The following is a 16694-nucleotide window of genomic DNA, read 5'->3' as shown; positions in this document are numbered from 1 at the left end:
TGTTACTGTGGTACATGGAACAAAAAATTTTGTCTTGGAATACAAACTCGACACTAATTTTTTAGCAAGTTTTGTTACAATGGGGTTCATGTTTTTCTTTTAAAGAAGGTGTAGCTTTGAAACATTCATTACATTTACTTTTAAAATACTAGGTGAAACTTGTAGCTGTGACAACTTTTTGCTTTGCTGTTATTTATAGTGAACTAACTCAACAAATGTTGCTCCTTCCTTACACTCAAAGCATACCATAAAATGATAGCGTTTGCAAAACAAAAGCATTTTAACACGAAAATAAGAAGAAATTGTGAAGATGATATAGATAAAAATCAAAAAAATAACAAAACTCTATTTATTTTTTATGCTGAATTTGAAAAAATATTTAATAGTTTCGGATAACCTAAGTTGAATGTTGCATGATATGAAAAGTTCGTGGTACAGTAGAAGTATACGTAAAGGAGGGGTTTAATGGAAGCATACAAAAAAACTACAGAAGAGGTTCGTCAAGAATTGCAAGCGACAAATACAGGTGGTTTAACACAACAAGAAGCATCTGAACGCTTGGAACGAGACGGACGCAACCGTTTTGAAGAAGCGCCAAAAGAGTCAATGGTGAAGAAAATTTTACATAGTCTGTCTGATTTTACGACAATTGTTTTATTAGTCGCAGCAGCCATTTCATTTTACACTGCCGTAGCAACGGATCACGGTGATTTATTTGAAGGAATTTTAATTATTGCCATTGTTATTATTAATTCAGTTTTGGCGATTGTTCAAGAAGGAAATGCTGAAAAAGCATTAGCAGCTTTGCAAGATATGAATAAGCAAACTGCTTCAGTTATTCGAGATGGCCAGTTACTAGAAATTGATGCAGAAGAAGTGGTCGTTGGGGATACATTAGTTATTGAAAATGGATCAATGATTGTTGCTGATGCAAGAATCATCAAAGGGTCACAATTACGTGTGGAAGAATCTGCATTGACCGGTGAAAGTGAACCTGTCGAAAAAGAAGTTGATTTTGTAGCTACCGGAGACGAAAGCTTAGGAGATCAAATCAACATGTTGTTTAAAGGTTGTACAGTCGTAAATGGCCGTGGACAAGCGATTGTGACAGCAACTGGAATGCAAACAGAGATGGGTAAAATTGCTGGTTTATTAAATGAAAGTCAAGCCCAAGAAACACCGTTACAAGCACGTTTAAATAATCTAGGTAAGCGTATCAGCTTAATTGCCTTAGTCGCAGCTGCCATTGTTTTTGCTTTAGGGTATATGCAAGGCGAACCAGTGTTGGATATTTTTATGACAGCTGTCTCACTAGCGGTTGCTGCGGTGCCAGAAACATTAATGGTTATCGTAACATTAGCATTGGCTTTTGGCGTCCAAAAAATGGCAAAGAAAAATGCCATTATTCGCCGTTTGCCAGCCGTAGAGACATTGGGTTCAGCAAGTGTGATTTGCTCAGATAAAACAGGAACATTGACACAAAATAAAATGACTGTTCGCCGAGTTTGGGCGCACGGTGATGAAGTCGTCGATACACAAGATGCCATGACTGAAGAAGCGATGGAAGTCTTAAAAATTGCTGCTTTATGTACCGATGTGGTTGTTGAAAAAGAAAAAGATGAATTTAACTATATTGGGAACCCAACTGAAATTGCAATTGTACGCTCAATTCAAGAAAATTATCACTCACAAAAAGAATTACGTGAAGAATTTCCTAGAATTGGAGAAATTCCATTTGATTCAACTCGTAAAATGATGACAACTGTCCACAAACGTGGGAAAAAATACATTTCCGTTACTAAAGGAGCCTTTGATGTCTTATTACCACTGTTCCGTTTTGGCGATTTGGATCAAGCAACTGTGGTTAATGACCGCTTTGGTAAAAAAGCGTTACGAGTTATTGCAGTCGGCTACCGTGTTTATGATGAAGAACCAACAGAAATGACTTCAGAATTTTTAGAGCGTGATTTGAAATTAGTTGGTTTAATTGGAATGATTGATCCACCACGCCCAGAAAGCAAAGCAGCGATTGCTCGCGCAAAAAAAGCTGGTATTAAAACAGTTATGATTACTGGTGACCATGTTGTGACAGCAAGTGCAATTGCCAAAGAATTAGGCATCTTGCAAAAAGGAGATAAAGCTTTAACGGGTGCGCAATTACGTGACATGTCAGAAGAAGAGCTAGATAGCACGGTCAAAGAATATTCTGTATATGCTCGTGTGACACCCGAAGATAAAATTCGTATTGTTCAATCATGGCAACGAACTGGCGCAACAGTCGCAATGACTGGGGATGGTGTTAATGATGCGCCTGCCTTAAAAGCTAGTGATGTTGGTTGTGCTATGGGAATTACTGGAACCGATGTTGCTAAAGGTGCCGCAGATATGGTATTGACTGATGACAACTTTGCAACAATTGTTGATGCCGTAGAACAAGGGCGTACGGTATATCAAAATATTCGTAAAACAGTTAATTTCTTATTGAGTTGTAATATCTCTGAAATTTTTATTGTGTTAATTGCCATGTTAGTAGGCTGGGGTGCACCATTTACAGCAGTACAACTTCTGTTTGTTAACGTAGTAGCAGATGGGCTACCCGGTTTTGCCTTAGGGAAAGAACCAGCGATGAATGGTATTATGGATGAAACACCGATTTCACCAAAAGAAAGTATTTTTTCACGTGGTTTATGGCAAAAAATTGGTATTAATGCATCTATATTTACAGTCGTGACACTATTTGGTTTTTATCTAGGCGCATTCGTTGATGGTGTAAGCCCTTGGGTTAGTGCAAGTCATGAAGTCGGACAAACAGTAGCCTTCTTAATCTTAGCTTATTCATCAATTATTCATGTGTTTAATGTGCGTAGTGAAAAATCAATCTTCCAAGTCAAATTATCTTCAAATAAATCATTATTTGAGATGGCTGTCTTGGCAATTATCATCACTACTGTTATTGCTTTAGTACCATTTACACAAGAACTATTTAACTTAGTGCCAGTTGGACTGAATCATTGGATGTTAGCAATTGTTTTATCAATTGTTCCAGTATTCGTTAATGAAATGATTAAATTCCATAAGTTACCAGAAGAAGAATAAGATAAAAAGACGGATAGCTCCTAGTTACAGGAGTATCCGTCTTTTGTTAAAAATTATTTCGGTAAATTATCATAAAAAGCTGCTTTTGTTGCTTCGATATAAGGGGTTAACCATAAATAACCAATACCTAATGTCGCAATGGCTAAAAGATGCCAACCAATAAAGCTTAAGTCTAATAGGAATAGTTGTCCTTTATGACCATCCATTAAACGACGGCTGGCAGTGATAGTATCTAAATAACCTGGTCGCTCACCCGTTGCTTCGACAGTATCATAATAAATCATGTAAGCTTGTGAGTAAGAATATGCTTTGATGATTCCTGGAATTACAAATAATAGAGACCACAAAGTTGTGAAAAGTGTTGTTAAGAAATACAATACAAAAATTGCTAGTGCATAAGGTGAACGGAATCCACGAAAAATATCTCTAAAAGATTCAATCACGACTTTGCGTCCACGGAGGACATCTAAAAACGTCCAACCGATTGCTACAGTGAAATAGGTACCTAGTAAACTGCTAACAAAACTACCACCAGAACCGCTGCCACCTCCATCACTAGAAACGCCCATTGAGCCATCCACATAAGTTGGTAAGTCTCTCAGCATAATAAATAATGGAATTAACAAGATAAGTGCAATAGCAATGGCTAAAATACCTAATAAGGTTGGGACTAGACAAAGCAAAATACTTTCTTTCCAACGTCCTTGTAGCATTTGTTTTGCTTCCATTTTTAATTCAGCATTTGATTTCATACTATCGACTCCTTTCATAATTAATTAGTACGTTTATTAGTGTAACAAAAAAATAACATTAAGAGAAAAGAAACGATAAAAAAGAAACTTTTTTCCTCCAGAGTTGCAAAAAGACCACCTACGATTTATGATGGAGAGAGGTATATATTAACTAAAGAAAGTAGGGAAATGAATGTCGGAACCTGCCATTCGTTATCGATTAATAAAAAAAGAAAAGCATACAGGAGCGCGTTTAGGAGAGATAATCACTCCACACGGAACGTTCCCAACACCAATGTTTATGCCAGTTGGAACACTAGCAACAGTTAAAACAATTGCTCCCGAAGAATTAAAAGCCATGGGCGCAGGCGTTATTTTAAGCAATACGTATCACTTGTGGTTGCGTCCAGGAGAAGATATCGTAGCTGAAGCAGGCGGCTTACACAAATTTATGAACTGGGATCAGCCAATCTTAACTGATTCAGGTGGTTTCCAAGTTTTCTCATTAGCTGATATGCGTAATATCGTTGAAGAAGGTGTGCATTTTAAAAATCATTTGAATGGTTCACCATTGTTCTTGTCACCAGAAAAAGCAATTGATATTCAAAATAAATTAGGCTCAGATATTATGATGAGCTTTGATGAATGTCCACCATTTGATGAAAGTTATGATTATGTAAAAAAATCAGTAGAAAGAACATCACGTTGGGCAGAACGCGGCTTAAAAGCGCATGCCAATCCTGATCGCCAAGGATTATTTGGTATCATCCAAGGAGCAGGCTTTGAAGATTTACGTCGTCAAAGTGCCCATGATTTAATTGGCATGGATTTTCCAGGGTATTCTATCGGAGGACTCTCCGTTGGTGAACCAAAAGCTGAAATGAATCGTGTATTAGAATTCACTACCCCATTAATTCCCGAAAATAAACCGCGCTATTTAATGGGCGTTGGGACACCAGATTCATTAATCGATGGTGTCATTCGTGGAATTGATATGTTTGATTGCGTATTGCCAACTCGTATTGCGCGTAATGGGACGTGTATGACATCAAAAGGGCGCTTAGTTGTTAAGAACGCTCAATTTGCTCGTGATTACCGACCAATTGATGAAAACTGTGATTGCTACACTTGTCGTAATTACTCAAGAGCCTATATTCGTCATTTAATTAAATGTGATGAAACGTTTGGTATTCGATTGACTTCCTATCATAATTTGCATTTCTTATTGAATATGATGAAACAAGTACGTCAAGCAATTATGGATGATAACTTATTAGAATTCCGCCAAAACTTCTTTGAAGAATATGGATTTAATAAGGAAAACGCAAAGAATTTCTAAAAAAGCTAGTGAATTCTAAGCGTATCTGCTAAAGTAAAAGAGGAAGCTTAAAATATTGAGGTGAAAAAAATGGAAATGCTTATTATGATTATTCCGATTGCTGCCATGTTGTTTTTCATGCAACGTTCTCAAAAGAAACAACAGCAACAACGTCAAAACTTATTAGATAGTATGCAAGTCGGAAGTCGCGTCGTAACAATTGGTGGTTTACATGGTGTTATTTCAGCTATTAATGAAACAAAAAACACCGTAGAAATCGATTGTGATGGAATTTATTTAGAATTCGATCGTACGTCAATTCGTACTGTGAACGCTCCAACTGTTTCTGAAGAAGTAACAGTAATTGAAGAAACGAAAGAAGATTAAAAAATACCGTAAGAGAATGTTCTACACATTCTCTTACGGTATTATTTTTTCTTGCGCAAGGCGATATATAAGACGAAGCCTTCAACGACAAACAAGAAAAGATAAAGAAATAATTGAAAGGCATCTTGCATAATTGAAGCAGGGGGACGACGTAAATGTCGTGTGAAAGCAAATAAGGTGCAAAAGATAATAAAAGCTAAAATCCCAAGCGCTATTTGACGTTTTTTATACACTATAACAAACCTCTTTCCAACACGTTTTCTTAAATGAAATATTTCGCTGTTATTAGTATAACGTGAGATTTCAAAAGTGGGTAGTAAAGTGATAAAAATGTTCAAAAAAAATTTAAAAAAATAATTGTGAAAAACATCACTAAAACACTTTACAAATAAAAAATAATCGTGTATCATTCTATATGTGAAATACTTAACAATAAAAAGTAGATAATCTTTAGGAGGATTACCATGGCTAAGACAGTAGAAAAAGAAGTTGGAACTATTGATGTATCAGTGATGATTGACGATTTGGCAGTGAAAGCAAATGTCGCTTTAAAAGAAATGGAAAACTTTGATCAAGAAAAAATCGACAACATTGTGCATGAAATGGCAATGGCTGCGTTAAATCAACACATGCCTTTAGCAAAAATGGCTGTTGAAGAAACGGGTCGCGGAATTTATGAAGATAAAGCAATTAAAAATATGTATGCTTCTGAATATATTTGGAACAATATCAAACATGATAAAACAGTCGGAATTATTAACGAAGACAAACAAAAAGGAATTATCGAAATTGCAGAACCAGTCGGCGTTGTTTGTGGAGTAACTCCAACAACTAATCCAACATCAACGACCATTTTTAAAGCAATGATTGCATTAAAAACACGTAATCCAATTGTTTTTGCCTTCCATCCAAGTGCACAAAAATGTTCAGCTGAAGCAGCTCGTGTTGTACGTGATGCGGCAATTGCAGCTGGTGCACCAGAAAATTGTGTTCAATGGATTGAGCATCCATCTATTGAAGCGACACAAGGGTTAATGAATCACCCTGGTATTGCGATTGTATTAGCAACTGGTGGTGCTGGAATGGTGAAATCAGCGTATTCAACAGGAAAACCAGCTTTAGGTGTAGGACCTGGTAACGTACCAGCGTATATTGAAAAAACAGCTAAAATTAAACGTGCAGTGAACGATTTAATCGTTTCAAAAACATTTGATAATGGAATGATTTGTGCTTCTGAACAAGCAGTGATTGTTGACCGTGAAATCTATGCAGCCGTAAAAGCTGAATTCCAAGCGCATCAAGTATACTTTGTAAAACCAAATGAATTACAAAAATTAGAAGATGCCGTAATGAATGAAGGTAAATATGCAGTAAATCCAGCAATCGTTGGCCATTCAGCTATTGAAATTGCACAATTAGCAGGCATTACCGTTCCAGAAGGCACAAAAATGTTAATCGCTGAATTAGAAGGCGTTGGTGAAGATTATCCATTGTCACGTGAAAAATTATCTCCAGTATTAGCGATGATTAAAGCAAAAAATACAGAACACGGATTAGATTTATGTGAAGCGATGTTGAACTTAGGCGGCTTAGGTCATACAGCAGTTATTCATTCAGAAGATGAAAACTTACAAGTGCGTTTTGGTTTACGCATGAAAGCTTGCCGTATTTTAGTGAATACGCCATCAGCAGAAGGTGGTATTGGTAACATTTATAATGAAATGATTCCATCACTAACATTAGGTTGCGGTTCTTACGGTAAAAACTCTGTATCTCGTAACGTATCAGCTGTGAACTTAATCAATGTGAAAACTTTGGCGAAACGGAGAAATAACATGCAATGGTTTAAACTACCATCAAAAATCTATTTTGAAAAAAATTCTCTTTTATATTTAGAAAAAATGGAAAACGTTGAACGAGTGATGATCGTTTGTGACCCAGGAATGGTTCAATTCGGATATGCAGATACGGTTCGTGAAGTATTAGCTCGTCGTAAAAATCCAGTACAAATTGAAATCTTCTCTGATGTTGAACCAAACCCTTCAACAAATACAGTTTACAAAGGAACTGAAATGATGGTTGATTTCAAACCTGATACCGTAATTGCTCTAGGCGGTGGTTCAGCAATGGACGCGGCAAAAGGCATGTGGATGTTCTATGAACACCCAGATACATCATTCTTTGGTGCAAAACAAAAATTCTTAGATATTCGCAAACGTACGTACAAAATTGACAAACCAGAAAAAACACAGTTTGTATGTATTCCAACAACTTCTGGTACCGGATCAGAAGTAACACCATTTGCGGTAATTACAGATAGCGAAACACATGTGAAATACCCATTAGCTGACTATGCGTTAACACCAGATGTTGCAATCATCGACCCACAATTTGTCTTATCTGTACCAGCTTCAGTAACTGCTGACACAGGAATGGACGTCTTAACTCATGCGATTGAATCATATGTTTCAGTCATGGCGTCTGATTATACACGTGGTTTAAGTTTACAAGCAATCAAATTAGTCTTTGAAAACTTAGAAAAATCAACAAAAACACCAGATATGGAATCTCGTGAAAAAATGCATAACGCTTCAACAATGGCAGGGATGGCCTTTGCAAATGCCTTCTTAGGAATTTGTCACTCAGTTGCGCATAAAATTGGTGGAGAATACGGCATTCCACACGGTCGTACGAACGCAATCTTATTGCCACATGTTATTCGTTACAATGCGAAAGATCCACAAAAACATGCGATGTTCCCTAAATATGATTATTTCCGTGCAGATCAAGATTACGCAGACATTGCCAAATTCTTAGGTCTGAAAGGTGAAACAACAGCGGAATTAGTTGAAGCCCTTGCCACAGCAGTCGCTGATTTAGGAACAAGCTTAGGAATCGATATGAACTTGAAAGCACAAGGTGTCACACAAGAAACGCTAGATACAACGGTTGATCGTATGGCAGAATTAGCATACGAAGATCAATGTACAACGGCCAATCCAAAAGAACCATTGATTTCTGAGTTAAAACAAATCATTATTGATGCATATAACGCATAAGATAAATCAAAACCTTAAAACGCATGAGAAATTCTAAACAGGATTTCTCATGCGTTTTTTGAGTGATTGGATAAGCAGTGAAGGAAAAGCTAGAGCTAATAATAACAGAGGCATTTAATGTGATAAGTTTGAAAGAACAAACGAGAAAACTCAGAGCAATATCGTGATAGTTAAACCAATCCTCTAGAACTTCACGAACCAATCTACATGTTTATCTCAATGACTCAAGCTATTGTGATAATTTTTAAGTATATAGTAAAACTAAGAGTTACACTAAATCATCAATGGAGGAAGAGGATTCTTTTGGTAACTGACATTACGTATTGTTTTTTAAACAATAATGACCAGAGATAACGGTTTTAAAAAATGCTTTTTCTTCTTCAGAGACAATAAATTCATTTGTGTAACATAGTTGTAAATTCGAATTAAGTAAATGTGCTAAATCATACTGGATACTAGTAGTTGGGCAGGAGTTATTTTGAAGACCAAGCAAATAATCCGAACTACTATCAAAGATTTCAGCTAATCGAATCAATTCATCGGTAGTAATTTTTCGAGAGCCATTTTCTATTTTACTCATGGTTGATTTACTAATTCCTAATTTTTTAGCTAGAGTGGTTTGAGACCAGCCATTTTTCTTTCGTAAGTCGATAATTTTTTTGCAAATGCTACTATTAGTCACCGAAATTCTTCCTCTTTTCTGCAAATTTTTAACATTGCGTATCATTGAGTTTCGAAAAAAGATACAAAATGTTTATTGGTTTAAATGTAAAGCATTGACGATACTTAAAAATAAAGCTTATAATAAAAAGTGTATCTTAAATAGAAACTTTTTGGAGAAGAGCGTTTTTTTGAAAATACGTTTATTTTAAGAGGAAACCCCCTATAATAAACGAATGGTTTTCAGAGTGTTTTATTTCTAGGAATAAAACACTCTGAAAAATTAATTAAAAACGTTTCTTTTAGTTTCGAAAAAAGAAACATATGTTGATAATCTTTTAAAATAACAAAGTCTAATAGGGAAAGCAATTAAAAGCATAGACTATTTTCAAAATTTAATATGCATTTAATGTTGTGACGCGAAATAATAGCCAAAAAGCAGGGAGGAATAGTCATGTTTGGATTTTCTAAAGAAGTGTTGTTAAAGAGAGAATTATTATTGTTTTTAGATCAACAAGAAGAGTGTGTCACTAGTGAAATGCTGGCAATCCAAATGAAAACAGTCACCAGTCAAACCATTCGAAAGGTGCTAAAAGACCTCTCAGCTTTAATTGCTTCACTCTATAATCAAGAACAGTTAAATTTACATATTAGTACCAAGTATGGGGTGAAATTAACTCGAAAGGGTGCTAATTTTACCCCTGTTTTTGAAAAACTCTACTCCGAAGATTTGGTATATGGTATTTTTCGAGAGCTGATGTTGTCTCGCTTTTTTTCTACAGAAGATTTTTGTCAGCAACAACAAATAAGTGTCTCCAAAGCGCGACGAGTGATTCGTCAAATCAATGAGTTCTTGATACCGTATGAATGTGTCCTCAAAGTAGGCAGGAAAGTCTCTATTACTGGAAAAGAAAGTCAAATTCGTCTCCTTTTTTTTATGTTTTTCTATTATGTTCATCGTAAAATCAGTCAAGTTGAATGGATTGAAAAAGAAACTTACTTGATGTTAAGTCGTAGTGTTTGTCAGGCGTTTTATTTAATACCTGCCAAGCAAAATATAGAGGTTTTGGCATTGTGGCTGTTTATTAATTTACATTCACAATCTTTAGGAAAAGAATTAGAAATAACGTTTGACAAGCAAGCGTATATGCTAGAATTGCCCCAGAGTGATTGCTCACAATCAGATTGGACGTATCTTTTATTTGTTATGTATTCGCTAGATTTTATTAATTTTGAACCTCAATTAACTTTTGAGATTTTACACCAAAAGGACATAGAAGAAGTAATCAATGAATGGATTACTCTTTTTGAGCAGCATGTACGTGTGTTGAATAAAAATGAAAAAAAACAGCTATATATTAAGCGATATAAACGCTTGTTGTTAGAAAAAATGATTCCTTTAAAAGATATTTATACGATTTTCAAGTTGTCTAGTCAAGTAAGATCAGAGACAAATAATCCCTATGCTGTCAGTGTATTTAATCAATTGTGGCGTTTGTTCATTCAGAAATTCCCACACTTATCTACTGAGTTAAATAGACGTTATTTTTTGGATACTTGTTTTTATTTTGGTTCTTCTGAAAGTTTGGTTGCACCTGTTTATTGTCGTTGGCATTCTAGCTTATCTGTAGAACGACTACAGCAAATGGAAAAAATTATTCAACATGATTTAATGAAATTAGCAAAGGTCACTTTCGTGGAGTCACACGATTCAGCGGTGGTTATTTCTACAGAGTCCCCGCAAGCAGGTATCTTAATCGATCCTATGCTATCTAAAAGAGATTTAACTTTTTTGAGAGAAGAGATAAAAAAACGCATTCAAATAACTCATATCGTCTCTTCCAGCTAAGTATTTTCATTTTATCTAAATAAATCGTATTTTTCTCTTGACGAATTTTTGCTTTGGAGTAGACTGTATCTATTAACAATTTAGGAGTGTGCAAAACAAAATGGCGATAGAAGAACAATTAAGACAGCTTGCTGAATCACAAGTGAGTTTGGTGGCGTTACAACAGCGTTTATGCCAAAATCGTTCATTGATGAATCGTGAAGTGACACAAACATTTATTTTTGAATTACGTGATTATGCAGATAGCTTGTCGATTGTGACAGACTTTGTCGAAGGGGCAACAGCAAAAGAAGTTGGACCAACTGAAATCTCAACTGTATTAAGTGAGCAAAATCAATTAGTTCATACATTGGTTGAAGAGTTGGCGCAGTTGATTGAAGAAAATGGCGAACTGTTTGGGCAAAAAGAAGGGGAACTTCGTCGCACATGGACTAGTTTGCAAGGGGTATTAGAACTAAATAGTTTGATGCTGCAAGATAATTTGGGATTTCAACGAATGCTAAATGACCAATTGGTAGATTTGGATGAAGTTCCGGCTGTATGTAAACAAGGTTTTTTCCAACGATTACTAAGTAAAAGATAATAATAAACCGCGAACATCTAAACTATGTTCGCGGTTTTTTTAGCGTGAGCTATATTTTTTATAATCAATATTGCGAATTTCGCACCATTCTTTGGCATGGCCAGTTAAGATAAGCGGCACTTTTTTGAGTTTGGCTGTTTCAGTGGTTCCTGTCAAGGCGTAGAGGGTATGCAGTTCTTGTTGCCATTGATGGACAAGCTCGATGGTTTGCTCTAAGCCGTGTGTTAATAGGTGATTTAAAATAGTACCAGAAACGCCGACTGTTTGAGCTCCAAAGCATAAAGCCTTAAAAATATCATAGGCATTACGAATCCCACCAGATGCAATCAGTTCAAAAGGAACCGGTACATCTTTGGCTTCCAATAAAGTTGCCACATTGGAAAGACCGAAATTATCTAAATAAGCAAATTCTCGTTGTTTGCGGCGAGCGTTTTCGATTTGAGTGAAACTGGTACCACCGCTACCAGCGACATCAATAATCGTCACGCCAACAGCTAGTAGTTGTTGAATCGTTTCACGTGTCATCCCGAAACCAACTTCCTTTACAATGACCGGTACGTCCAAATGAGTCGCGATTTCTTCAATCGTTTGCAACCAATTAGTAAAATCACGATCTCCTTCAGGCATTACGAGCTCTTGAGGCGCATTTAGATGAATTTGTAAAGCATTTGCTTCAAATAAATCTACGGCGCGTTGAGCGTTCTCTAATGACGTACCAGCACCGACGTTGGCTAATAAACAACCATTAGGATATTCCTTGCGCACAATTTGATAAGAATCTGCAACAGAAGGGTCTTTTAAGGCTGCTGAAACGGAACCTGTCGCCATCATTAAATCTGTTTCTCGGGCTAGGATCGCTAATTGCTGGTTGTATTGTTTCGTTTTTTCACTGCCACCAGTCATTGCATTAATAAAAAATGGACTGCTCAATGGGCGTTCAAAAAGTTCTGTCGCAATCGAAACATCTGTTAAACGAACACTTGGAAATGAGCGATGAAGCAAGGCCACATCATCAAAGTCATTTCGTTTGGTTTTATGAAAAGCTTTGGCTAAAGAGACGTGTTCATCTTTGCGGTTCATTTAATTCCTCCTCGATAGTGATAGACGTGTAAAGGTAGTGGGGTGATTTCTGCTTTTTCCCATCGACTCATTAAAGGTAAAATCCCTGTTTTTTGATCTGCAATGACAATTCCACAGTCGCCACCGCCAGCACCGGATGATTTCGCTGCACCTCCACAGGCTTCGGCCAAATCACACAGCTGTTTTAAGGCGGGAGTTTCAATCCGCACGCCAGTAATACAAGATAAGTCTGCTAATAATTGGCGATTTTTACTAATCATCTGTTTAATTTTAGTAACATTATTGTCTAAAAAGCCATCGATTAAGTCTTCAACGCATTCTTTGCTTTTATCTAAAAATTCTTGATAGGCTTGTTGCTTTTCCGTTTGACTTTGTGTCGATTGATTGACTTGGTCGACTAAATCAGAAGTGGAGGCTGGACTACCCGTCCAACCAATTAATAAGCGTAAATTTTTAGGAACAGTCAATGGTTTAATAGATAGTTGTGGCCAGTCACTCGTTAATAGCTGTGACATTGACCAGATTTTTTGTTTTTCCTTGACCCAATCGTGATCGAATGTTGAAAAGGCAATCCACCCACCATAACAGCTTGCGGCAATATCACCACAAGAACCATTTCCTTGAACGGCTAAGTGCGCTAAAGCAGCAATTTTAAACTGTGTTAACTGATCCATTTTTAAATCGTAGAAAAGATTTAAGGCTTTAACAGTTGCGACTGTGACCGCACCACTAGAACCTAAGCCGTATTTTCGGCCACTTGAGTTATCTAATTCACTCGTAACTTTTAAATCATAAAAAGTGAGCAGGGTTCCTTTTTCCAATGCATATTTCTCTGTTAAACGAATCGCTGCTAAAATATAATGAAACGGATTTTCGCGATGATCTAACACTAGTTCACCATTGCGACGTGTCCAACGAATCGGTAATTCACTGTATTGTTGTGATTGAATGCTCCCATTTTTAATGGCACTATCAATCGTTACAGTAATAAATTGGTCAACGGCAACAATAATGGCTGGATGTCCTGGTTCAACCACTGCATATTCGCCAGCAATATATAATTTTCCCGGAGTAGAGACTTCGATCATTTCGACACTTCCATTTCTAAAGATTTTAATCCTTGACCAGCATAGGCGCAGGTTAATTGTTCTTCTGTAAACTCTTCTTGCAAGGCTGTTAAAATTGAAGCAACATCTTTTTTCTGACACAAGACTTTAACATTAGGACCAGCATCCATGGTAAAGTAACACGCTAGCCCATTTTGACGAATTTGACGAACCTTGTTCATCGCTTTTAAGCTATCAGGTGACCAATAAGTAAATGGCGGAGTGGCTGCCAAAGTGGTCGCATGCATTTTTAATCCATTGGCTTCGGTGACTTCACCTAAAGCTTGGAAATCTTTGTTTGCAATTGCTTGTTTGGCTGTTTGAATATCACGAGCTACGGCATCGAGCCAACCATCATAAAAGTCAGAAGTTGCGACGGTCCGCTCCATCCCGTCACGACTAGATACATCTTTTTGTTGGTCGTTAATCAAAATAAAAATCATAGCTAGTTCATCTTCCCAATGATTGGATGGGACCACCTGTGCATAAGAGGTGGTATCAGAATATCCTTTTTCCCATTCAACGAAACCACCAAAAATACTACGACAAGCAGAACCAGAGCCACGACGTGCAAGCTGGGAAAGTTCTTTATCAGAAAGTCCTAATTGCAAAGCCTCATTACAAGCACCAGCTAAAGCAGCTAATCCGCTAGCAGAAGAAGCCAAACCGGCAGCAGTGGGAACAAAGTTTTGGCTTTCGACATGTGCAAAATACGGAAGCCCAGCTTTCTTACGAGCAAGGTCTAAGAAATGACTGATTTTAGCTGTCGCTTTTTCATCTTGCAAGACACCATCTAAGCTAAACGTATCTTCGGTATAGGCTTTTGAGAAAGAGACGCTGGTTTCTGTGTAAAACGCATCTAATGTTAATGATAAACTATTATTCATTGGTAAAATCAGTTCTTTGTCTTTTTTGCCCCAATATTTGATTAAGGCAATATTGGTATATGCGCGTGCTTTTCCATTATACATGTTGGTAAACTCCTAATCCTTGAAGCCAAATATCTTTTGCTCCATGTGCTTTTAATTTCTTAGCGATTGCTTCGGCTTTTAATTTCGTATCACAAAGGGCAAGAAAACAACCGCCTCGACCGCCTCCAGTTAATTTTGCACCGAGTGCGCCTTCTGCTAAGGCAAGTTTGATGCACGAATCTAAAGTGTCGTTGCTGACGGTTAATTGCTGTAAATAATGTTGTGCTTGGGTCATCGCGAGTCCAAGCTTCTCAGGTTGATTGCGGATAATCGCTTCTTTGGCTGTTTTAGCTAATAATCCTAATTGATGAATATCCAAACTAGTTTGGTCAGGTTCTTTTTCAAATAGTTTAGCCACAGAACGAACCGCTGCTCGTGTTTGTCCTTTGATACCGGTATCGGCAACAAGCAAATAAGCATCGATGTTTAATGGAAAAGGTAAAAACTCTTTTCCGCGTTCAAAATAAATTGGGTTACAACCACTTGTTGCAGCAGCATCTATTCCGCTTGGATTTCCATGCGCAATACTTTCTGAAAAGTTAACGTATTTCAACAAGGTTGTTTGCGATAGCTTTTCTTCTTGCCAATCAAAAAAAGCACGGGTCACAGCGACAGCGACAGCAGCGCTTGATCCCATTCCTCGTTCAGAAGGGATGGTGCTTTGAATCATCAAATGAAAATTTGGCGTGTGTAGATGTTGTTGTAACTTGGCTGTTAATTGTTGAATATTGGTTAAGCCTTGTGGTGCGTCAGCTAAAGCACCTTCATGATAGGTGGAGCATAATGATGGTACACTACTTTCTTTCACTGTAGCAATCACTTGTGTACCGCTAAATGGAAAAGCAATTGCTGGTTCGCCGTAAACGACAGAATGTTCTCCCATCAAAATAATTTTTCCAGTGGCTTTTCCTATCCCCTCTGCTAACATGACGTACCTCTTTCTTTTTCATAATAGAATCCCTTAGCTATTTTACTAGATTAATGCCGTCTCGTTAAGCCCTCAATGTTGATTCTAAGAAAAAATCCTAAATCTTAAGACTTTTTTTGAGAATTTTCTTACGTAATCCTCAGCCAACTTTCGCTTGACCATACTATATATAGTGTTGTACATTAGTTTAGTTGAGAAAATAATACAATATTTAGTGATGAGTGAGTTGGAGGAAATGAGTGTGATTGTATTAGCAGGAACGATTGGTGCCGGTAAGTCAAGTTTAACTGCATTATTAGCAAATCGTTTAGGAAGTGAAGCTTTTTATGAATCAGTGGATGATAATGAAGTTTTGCCGCTTTTTTATGAAGATCCAAATAAGTATGCGTTTTTATTACAGATTTATTTTTTGAATAAACGTTTCGATAGTATCAAACAAGCATTGAAAAATGAGAATAACGTTTTAGACCGTTCTATTTATGAAGATTCTTTATTGTTTCACTTAAATGCTGACCTTGGTCGTGCGACTGAAACAGAAGTGCGGGTTTATGATGAATTATTAGCCAACATGTTGGAAGAATTACCTTATGCAGCCAAAAAGAAACACCCTGACTTATTGGTTCATATTCGCGTGTCATTTCCAACGATGTTAGAACGAATTAAAAAACGTGGAAGAGAATTCGAACAAATTGAACATGATCCAAGTTTGTATGATTATTATGAGGAATTAAACTTGCGTTACGATCAATGGTTTGACGAATACGATGCCAGTCCTAAAATTCAAATTGATGGCGATCAAATGAATTTTGTAGAAGATACGCATGCAGCCGAAGAAGTGCTAAATTTGATTGAAGAAAAATTACAAGAAGTGCGCCAAGAAGCATAGAGTGAAAATGAATCTAAAAAAAGCCTAGGAAATTTATTTT

14 protein-coding genes are annotated in these 16694 nt (G+C 36.8%); 7 read left to right on the top strand and 7 right to left on the bottom strand.

What is annotated here, in order from left to right; genetic code table 11:
- Positions 1 to 465 precede the first annotated feature (465 nt).
- A complete protein-coding gene (locus AC4BC7_RS10565) occupies positions 466 to 3096 on the top strand; it encodes a cation-translocating P-type ATPase (protein ID WP_207871707.1) in 2631 nt (876 codons plus the stop codon).
- A gap of 53 nt (positions 3097 to 3149) precedes the next feature.
- Here AC4BC7_RS10565 and AC4BC7_RS10560 read toward each other — a convergent pair whose 3' ends face one another.
- The gene (locus tag AC4BC7_RS10560) at positions 3150 to 3848 is read right to left on the bottom strand and encodes a DUF975 family protein (RefSeq protein WP_207871706.1); all 699 of its coding nucleotides are present in this window, start codon (positions 3846 to 3848) and stop codon (positions 3150 to 3152) included.
- Between the two features lie 172 nt (positions 3849 to 4020).
- On the opposite strand from AC4BC7_RS10560, the gene tgt reads away from it, so the two are divergent.
- A complete protein-coding gene (gene tgt, locus AC4BC7_RS10555) occupies positions 4021 to 5166 on the top strand; it encodes a tRNA guanosine(34) transglycosylase Tgt (RefSeq protein ID WP_207871705.1) in 1146 nt (381 codons plus the stop codon).
- 69 nt (positions 5167 to 5235) lie between these two features.
- Positions 5236 to 5532: a preprotein translocase subunit YajC gene (gene yajC / locus AC4BC7_RS10550; RefSeq protein ID WP_207871704.1), complete on the top strand. Its 297-nt coding sequence runs from the start codon at positions 5236 to 5238 to the stop codon at positions 5530 to 5532.
- Positions 5533 to 5573: 41 nt separating this feature from the next.
- On the opposite strand, the gene AC4BC7_RS10545 is transcribed toward yajC, so the two are convergent.
- Positions 5574 to 5765, bottom strand: a complete 192-nt coding sequence (locus tag AC4BC7_RS10545) for a hypothetical protein (protein WP_207871703.1) — start codon at positions 5763 to 5765, stop codon at positions 5574 to 5576.
- A 231-nt stretch (positions 5766 to 5996) separates the two neighbouring features.
- Here AC4BC7_RS10545 and adhE point away from each other — a divergent pair, with 231 nt between their 5' ends.
- Positions 5997 to 8591: a bifunctional acetaldehyde-CoA/alcohol dehydrogenase gene (adhE, locus tag AC4BC7_RS10540; protein ID WP_207871702.1), complete on the top strand. Its 2595-nt coding sequence runs from the start codon at positions 5997 to 5999 to the stop codon at positions 8589 to 8591.
- A gap of 316 nt (positions 8592 to 8907) precedes the next feature.
- On the opposite strand, the gene AC4BC7_RS10535 is transcribed toward adhE, so the two are convergent.
- Complete coding sequence (locus tag AC4BC7_RS10535) at positions 8908 to 9273, bottom strand: helix-turn-helix domain-containing protein (protein WP_490502817.1); 366 nt, start codon at positions 9271 to 9273, stop codon at positions 8908 to 8910.
- A gap of 432 nt (positions 9274 to 9705) precedes the next feature.
- Between AC4BC7_RS10535 and AC4BC7_RS10530 the strand changes: the two genes are divergently transcribed.
- Together AC4BC7_RS10530 and AC4BC7_RS10525 are read left to right on the top strand one after the other, a co-directional pair.
- The gene (locus AC4BC7_RS10530; protein WP_490502816.1) at positions 9706 to 11100 is read left to right on the top strand and encodes a helix-turn-helix domain-containing protein; all 1395 of its coding nucleotides are present in this window, start codon (positions 9706 to 9708) and stop codon (positions 11098 to 11100) included.
- Between the two features lie 100 nt (positions 11101 to 11200).
- Positions 11201 to 11683, top strand: coding sequence for a hypothetical protein (locus tag AC4BC7_RS10525; protein ID WP_207871699.1), 483 nt, complete (start codon positions 11201 to 11203; stop codon positions 11681 to 11683).
- A gap of 39 nt (positions 11684 to 11722) precedes the next feature.
- Here AC4BC7_RS10525 and fni read toward each other — a convergent pair whose 3' ends face one another.
- The 4 genes from fni to mvk are packed head-to-tail and all read right to left on the bottom strand — an operon-like array spanning position 11723 to position 15768.
- A complete protein-coding gene (gene fni / locus AC4BC7_RS10520; protein WP_207871698.1) occupies positions 11723 to 12763 on the bottom strand; it encodes a type 2 isopentenyl-diphosphate Delta-isomerase in 1041 nt (346 codons plus the stop codon).
- Positions 12760 to 13851 carry a phosphomevalonate kinase gene (locus AC4BC7_RS10515; RefSeq protein ID WP_207871697.1) on the bottom strand — a complete coding sequence of 364 codons (1092 nt, stop codon included), beginning with the start codon at positions 13849 to 13851 and terminating at the stop codon, positions 12760 to 12762. Before AC4BC7_RS10515 ends, fni begins: the two co-directional genes overlap by 4 nt.
- The gene (gene mvaD, locus AC4BC7_RS10510; protein ID WP_207871696.1) at positions 13848 to 14840 is read right to left on the bottom strand and encodes a diphosphomevalonate decarboxylase; all 993 of its coding nucleotides are present in this window, start codon (positions 14838 to 14840) and stop codon (positions 13848 to 13850) included. Before mvaD ends, AC4BC7_RS10515 begins: the two co-directional genes overlap by 4 nt.
- The gene (gene mvk, locus AC4BC7_RS10505; RefSeq protein WP_207871695.1) at positions 14833 to 15768 is read right to left on the bottom strand and encodes a mevalonate kinase; all 936 of its coding nucleotides are present in this window, start codon (positions 15766 to 15768) and stop codon (positions 14833 to 14835) included. The genes mvaD and mvk overlap by 8 nt, the downstream gene beginning before the upstream one ends.
- A 235-nt stretch (positions 15769 to 16003) precedes the next feature.
- On the opposite strand from mvk, the gene AC4BC7_RS10500 reads away from it, so the two are divergent.
- Positions 16004 to 16654, top strand: coding sequence for a deoxynucleoside kinase (locus AC4BC7_RS10500; protein WP_243430369.1), 651 nt, complete (start codon positions 16004 to 16006; stop codon positions 16652 to 16654).
- Positions 16655 to 16694 lie beyond the last annotated feature (40 nt).

Source organism: Enterococcus sp. AMC1623 (assembly GCF_058216495.1).
The sequence above is the reverse complement of the archived record's forward strand: the minus strand, read 5'-3'. Positions and strand labels throughout refer to the sequence as shown.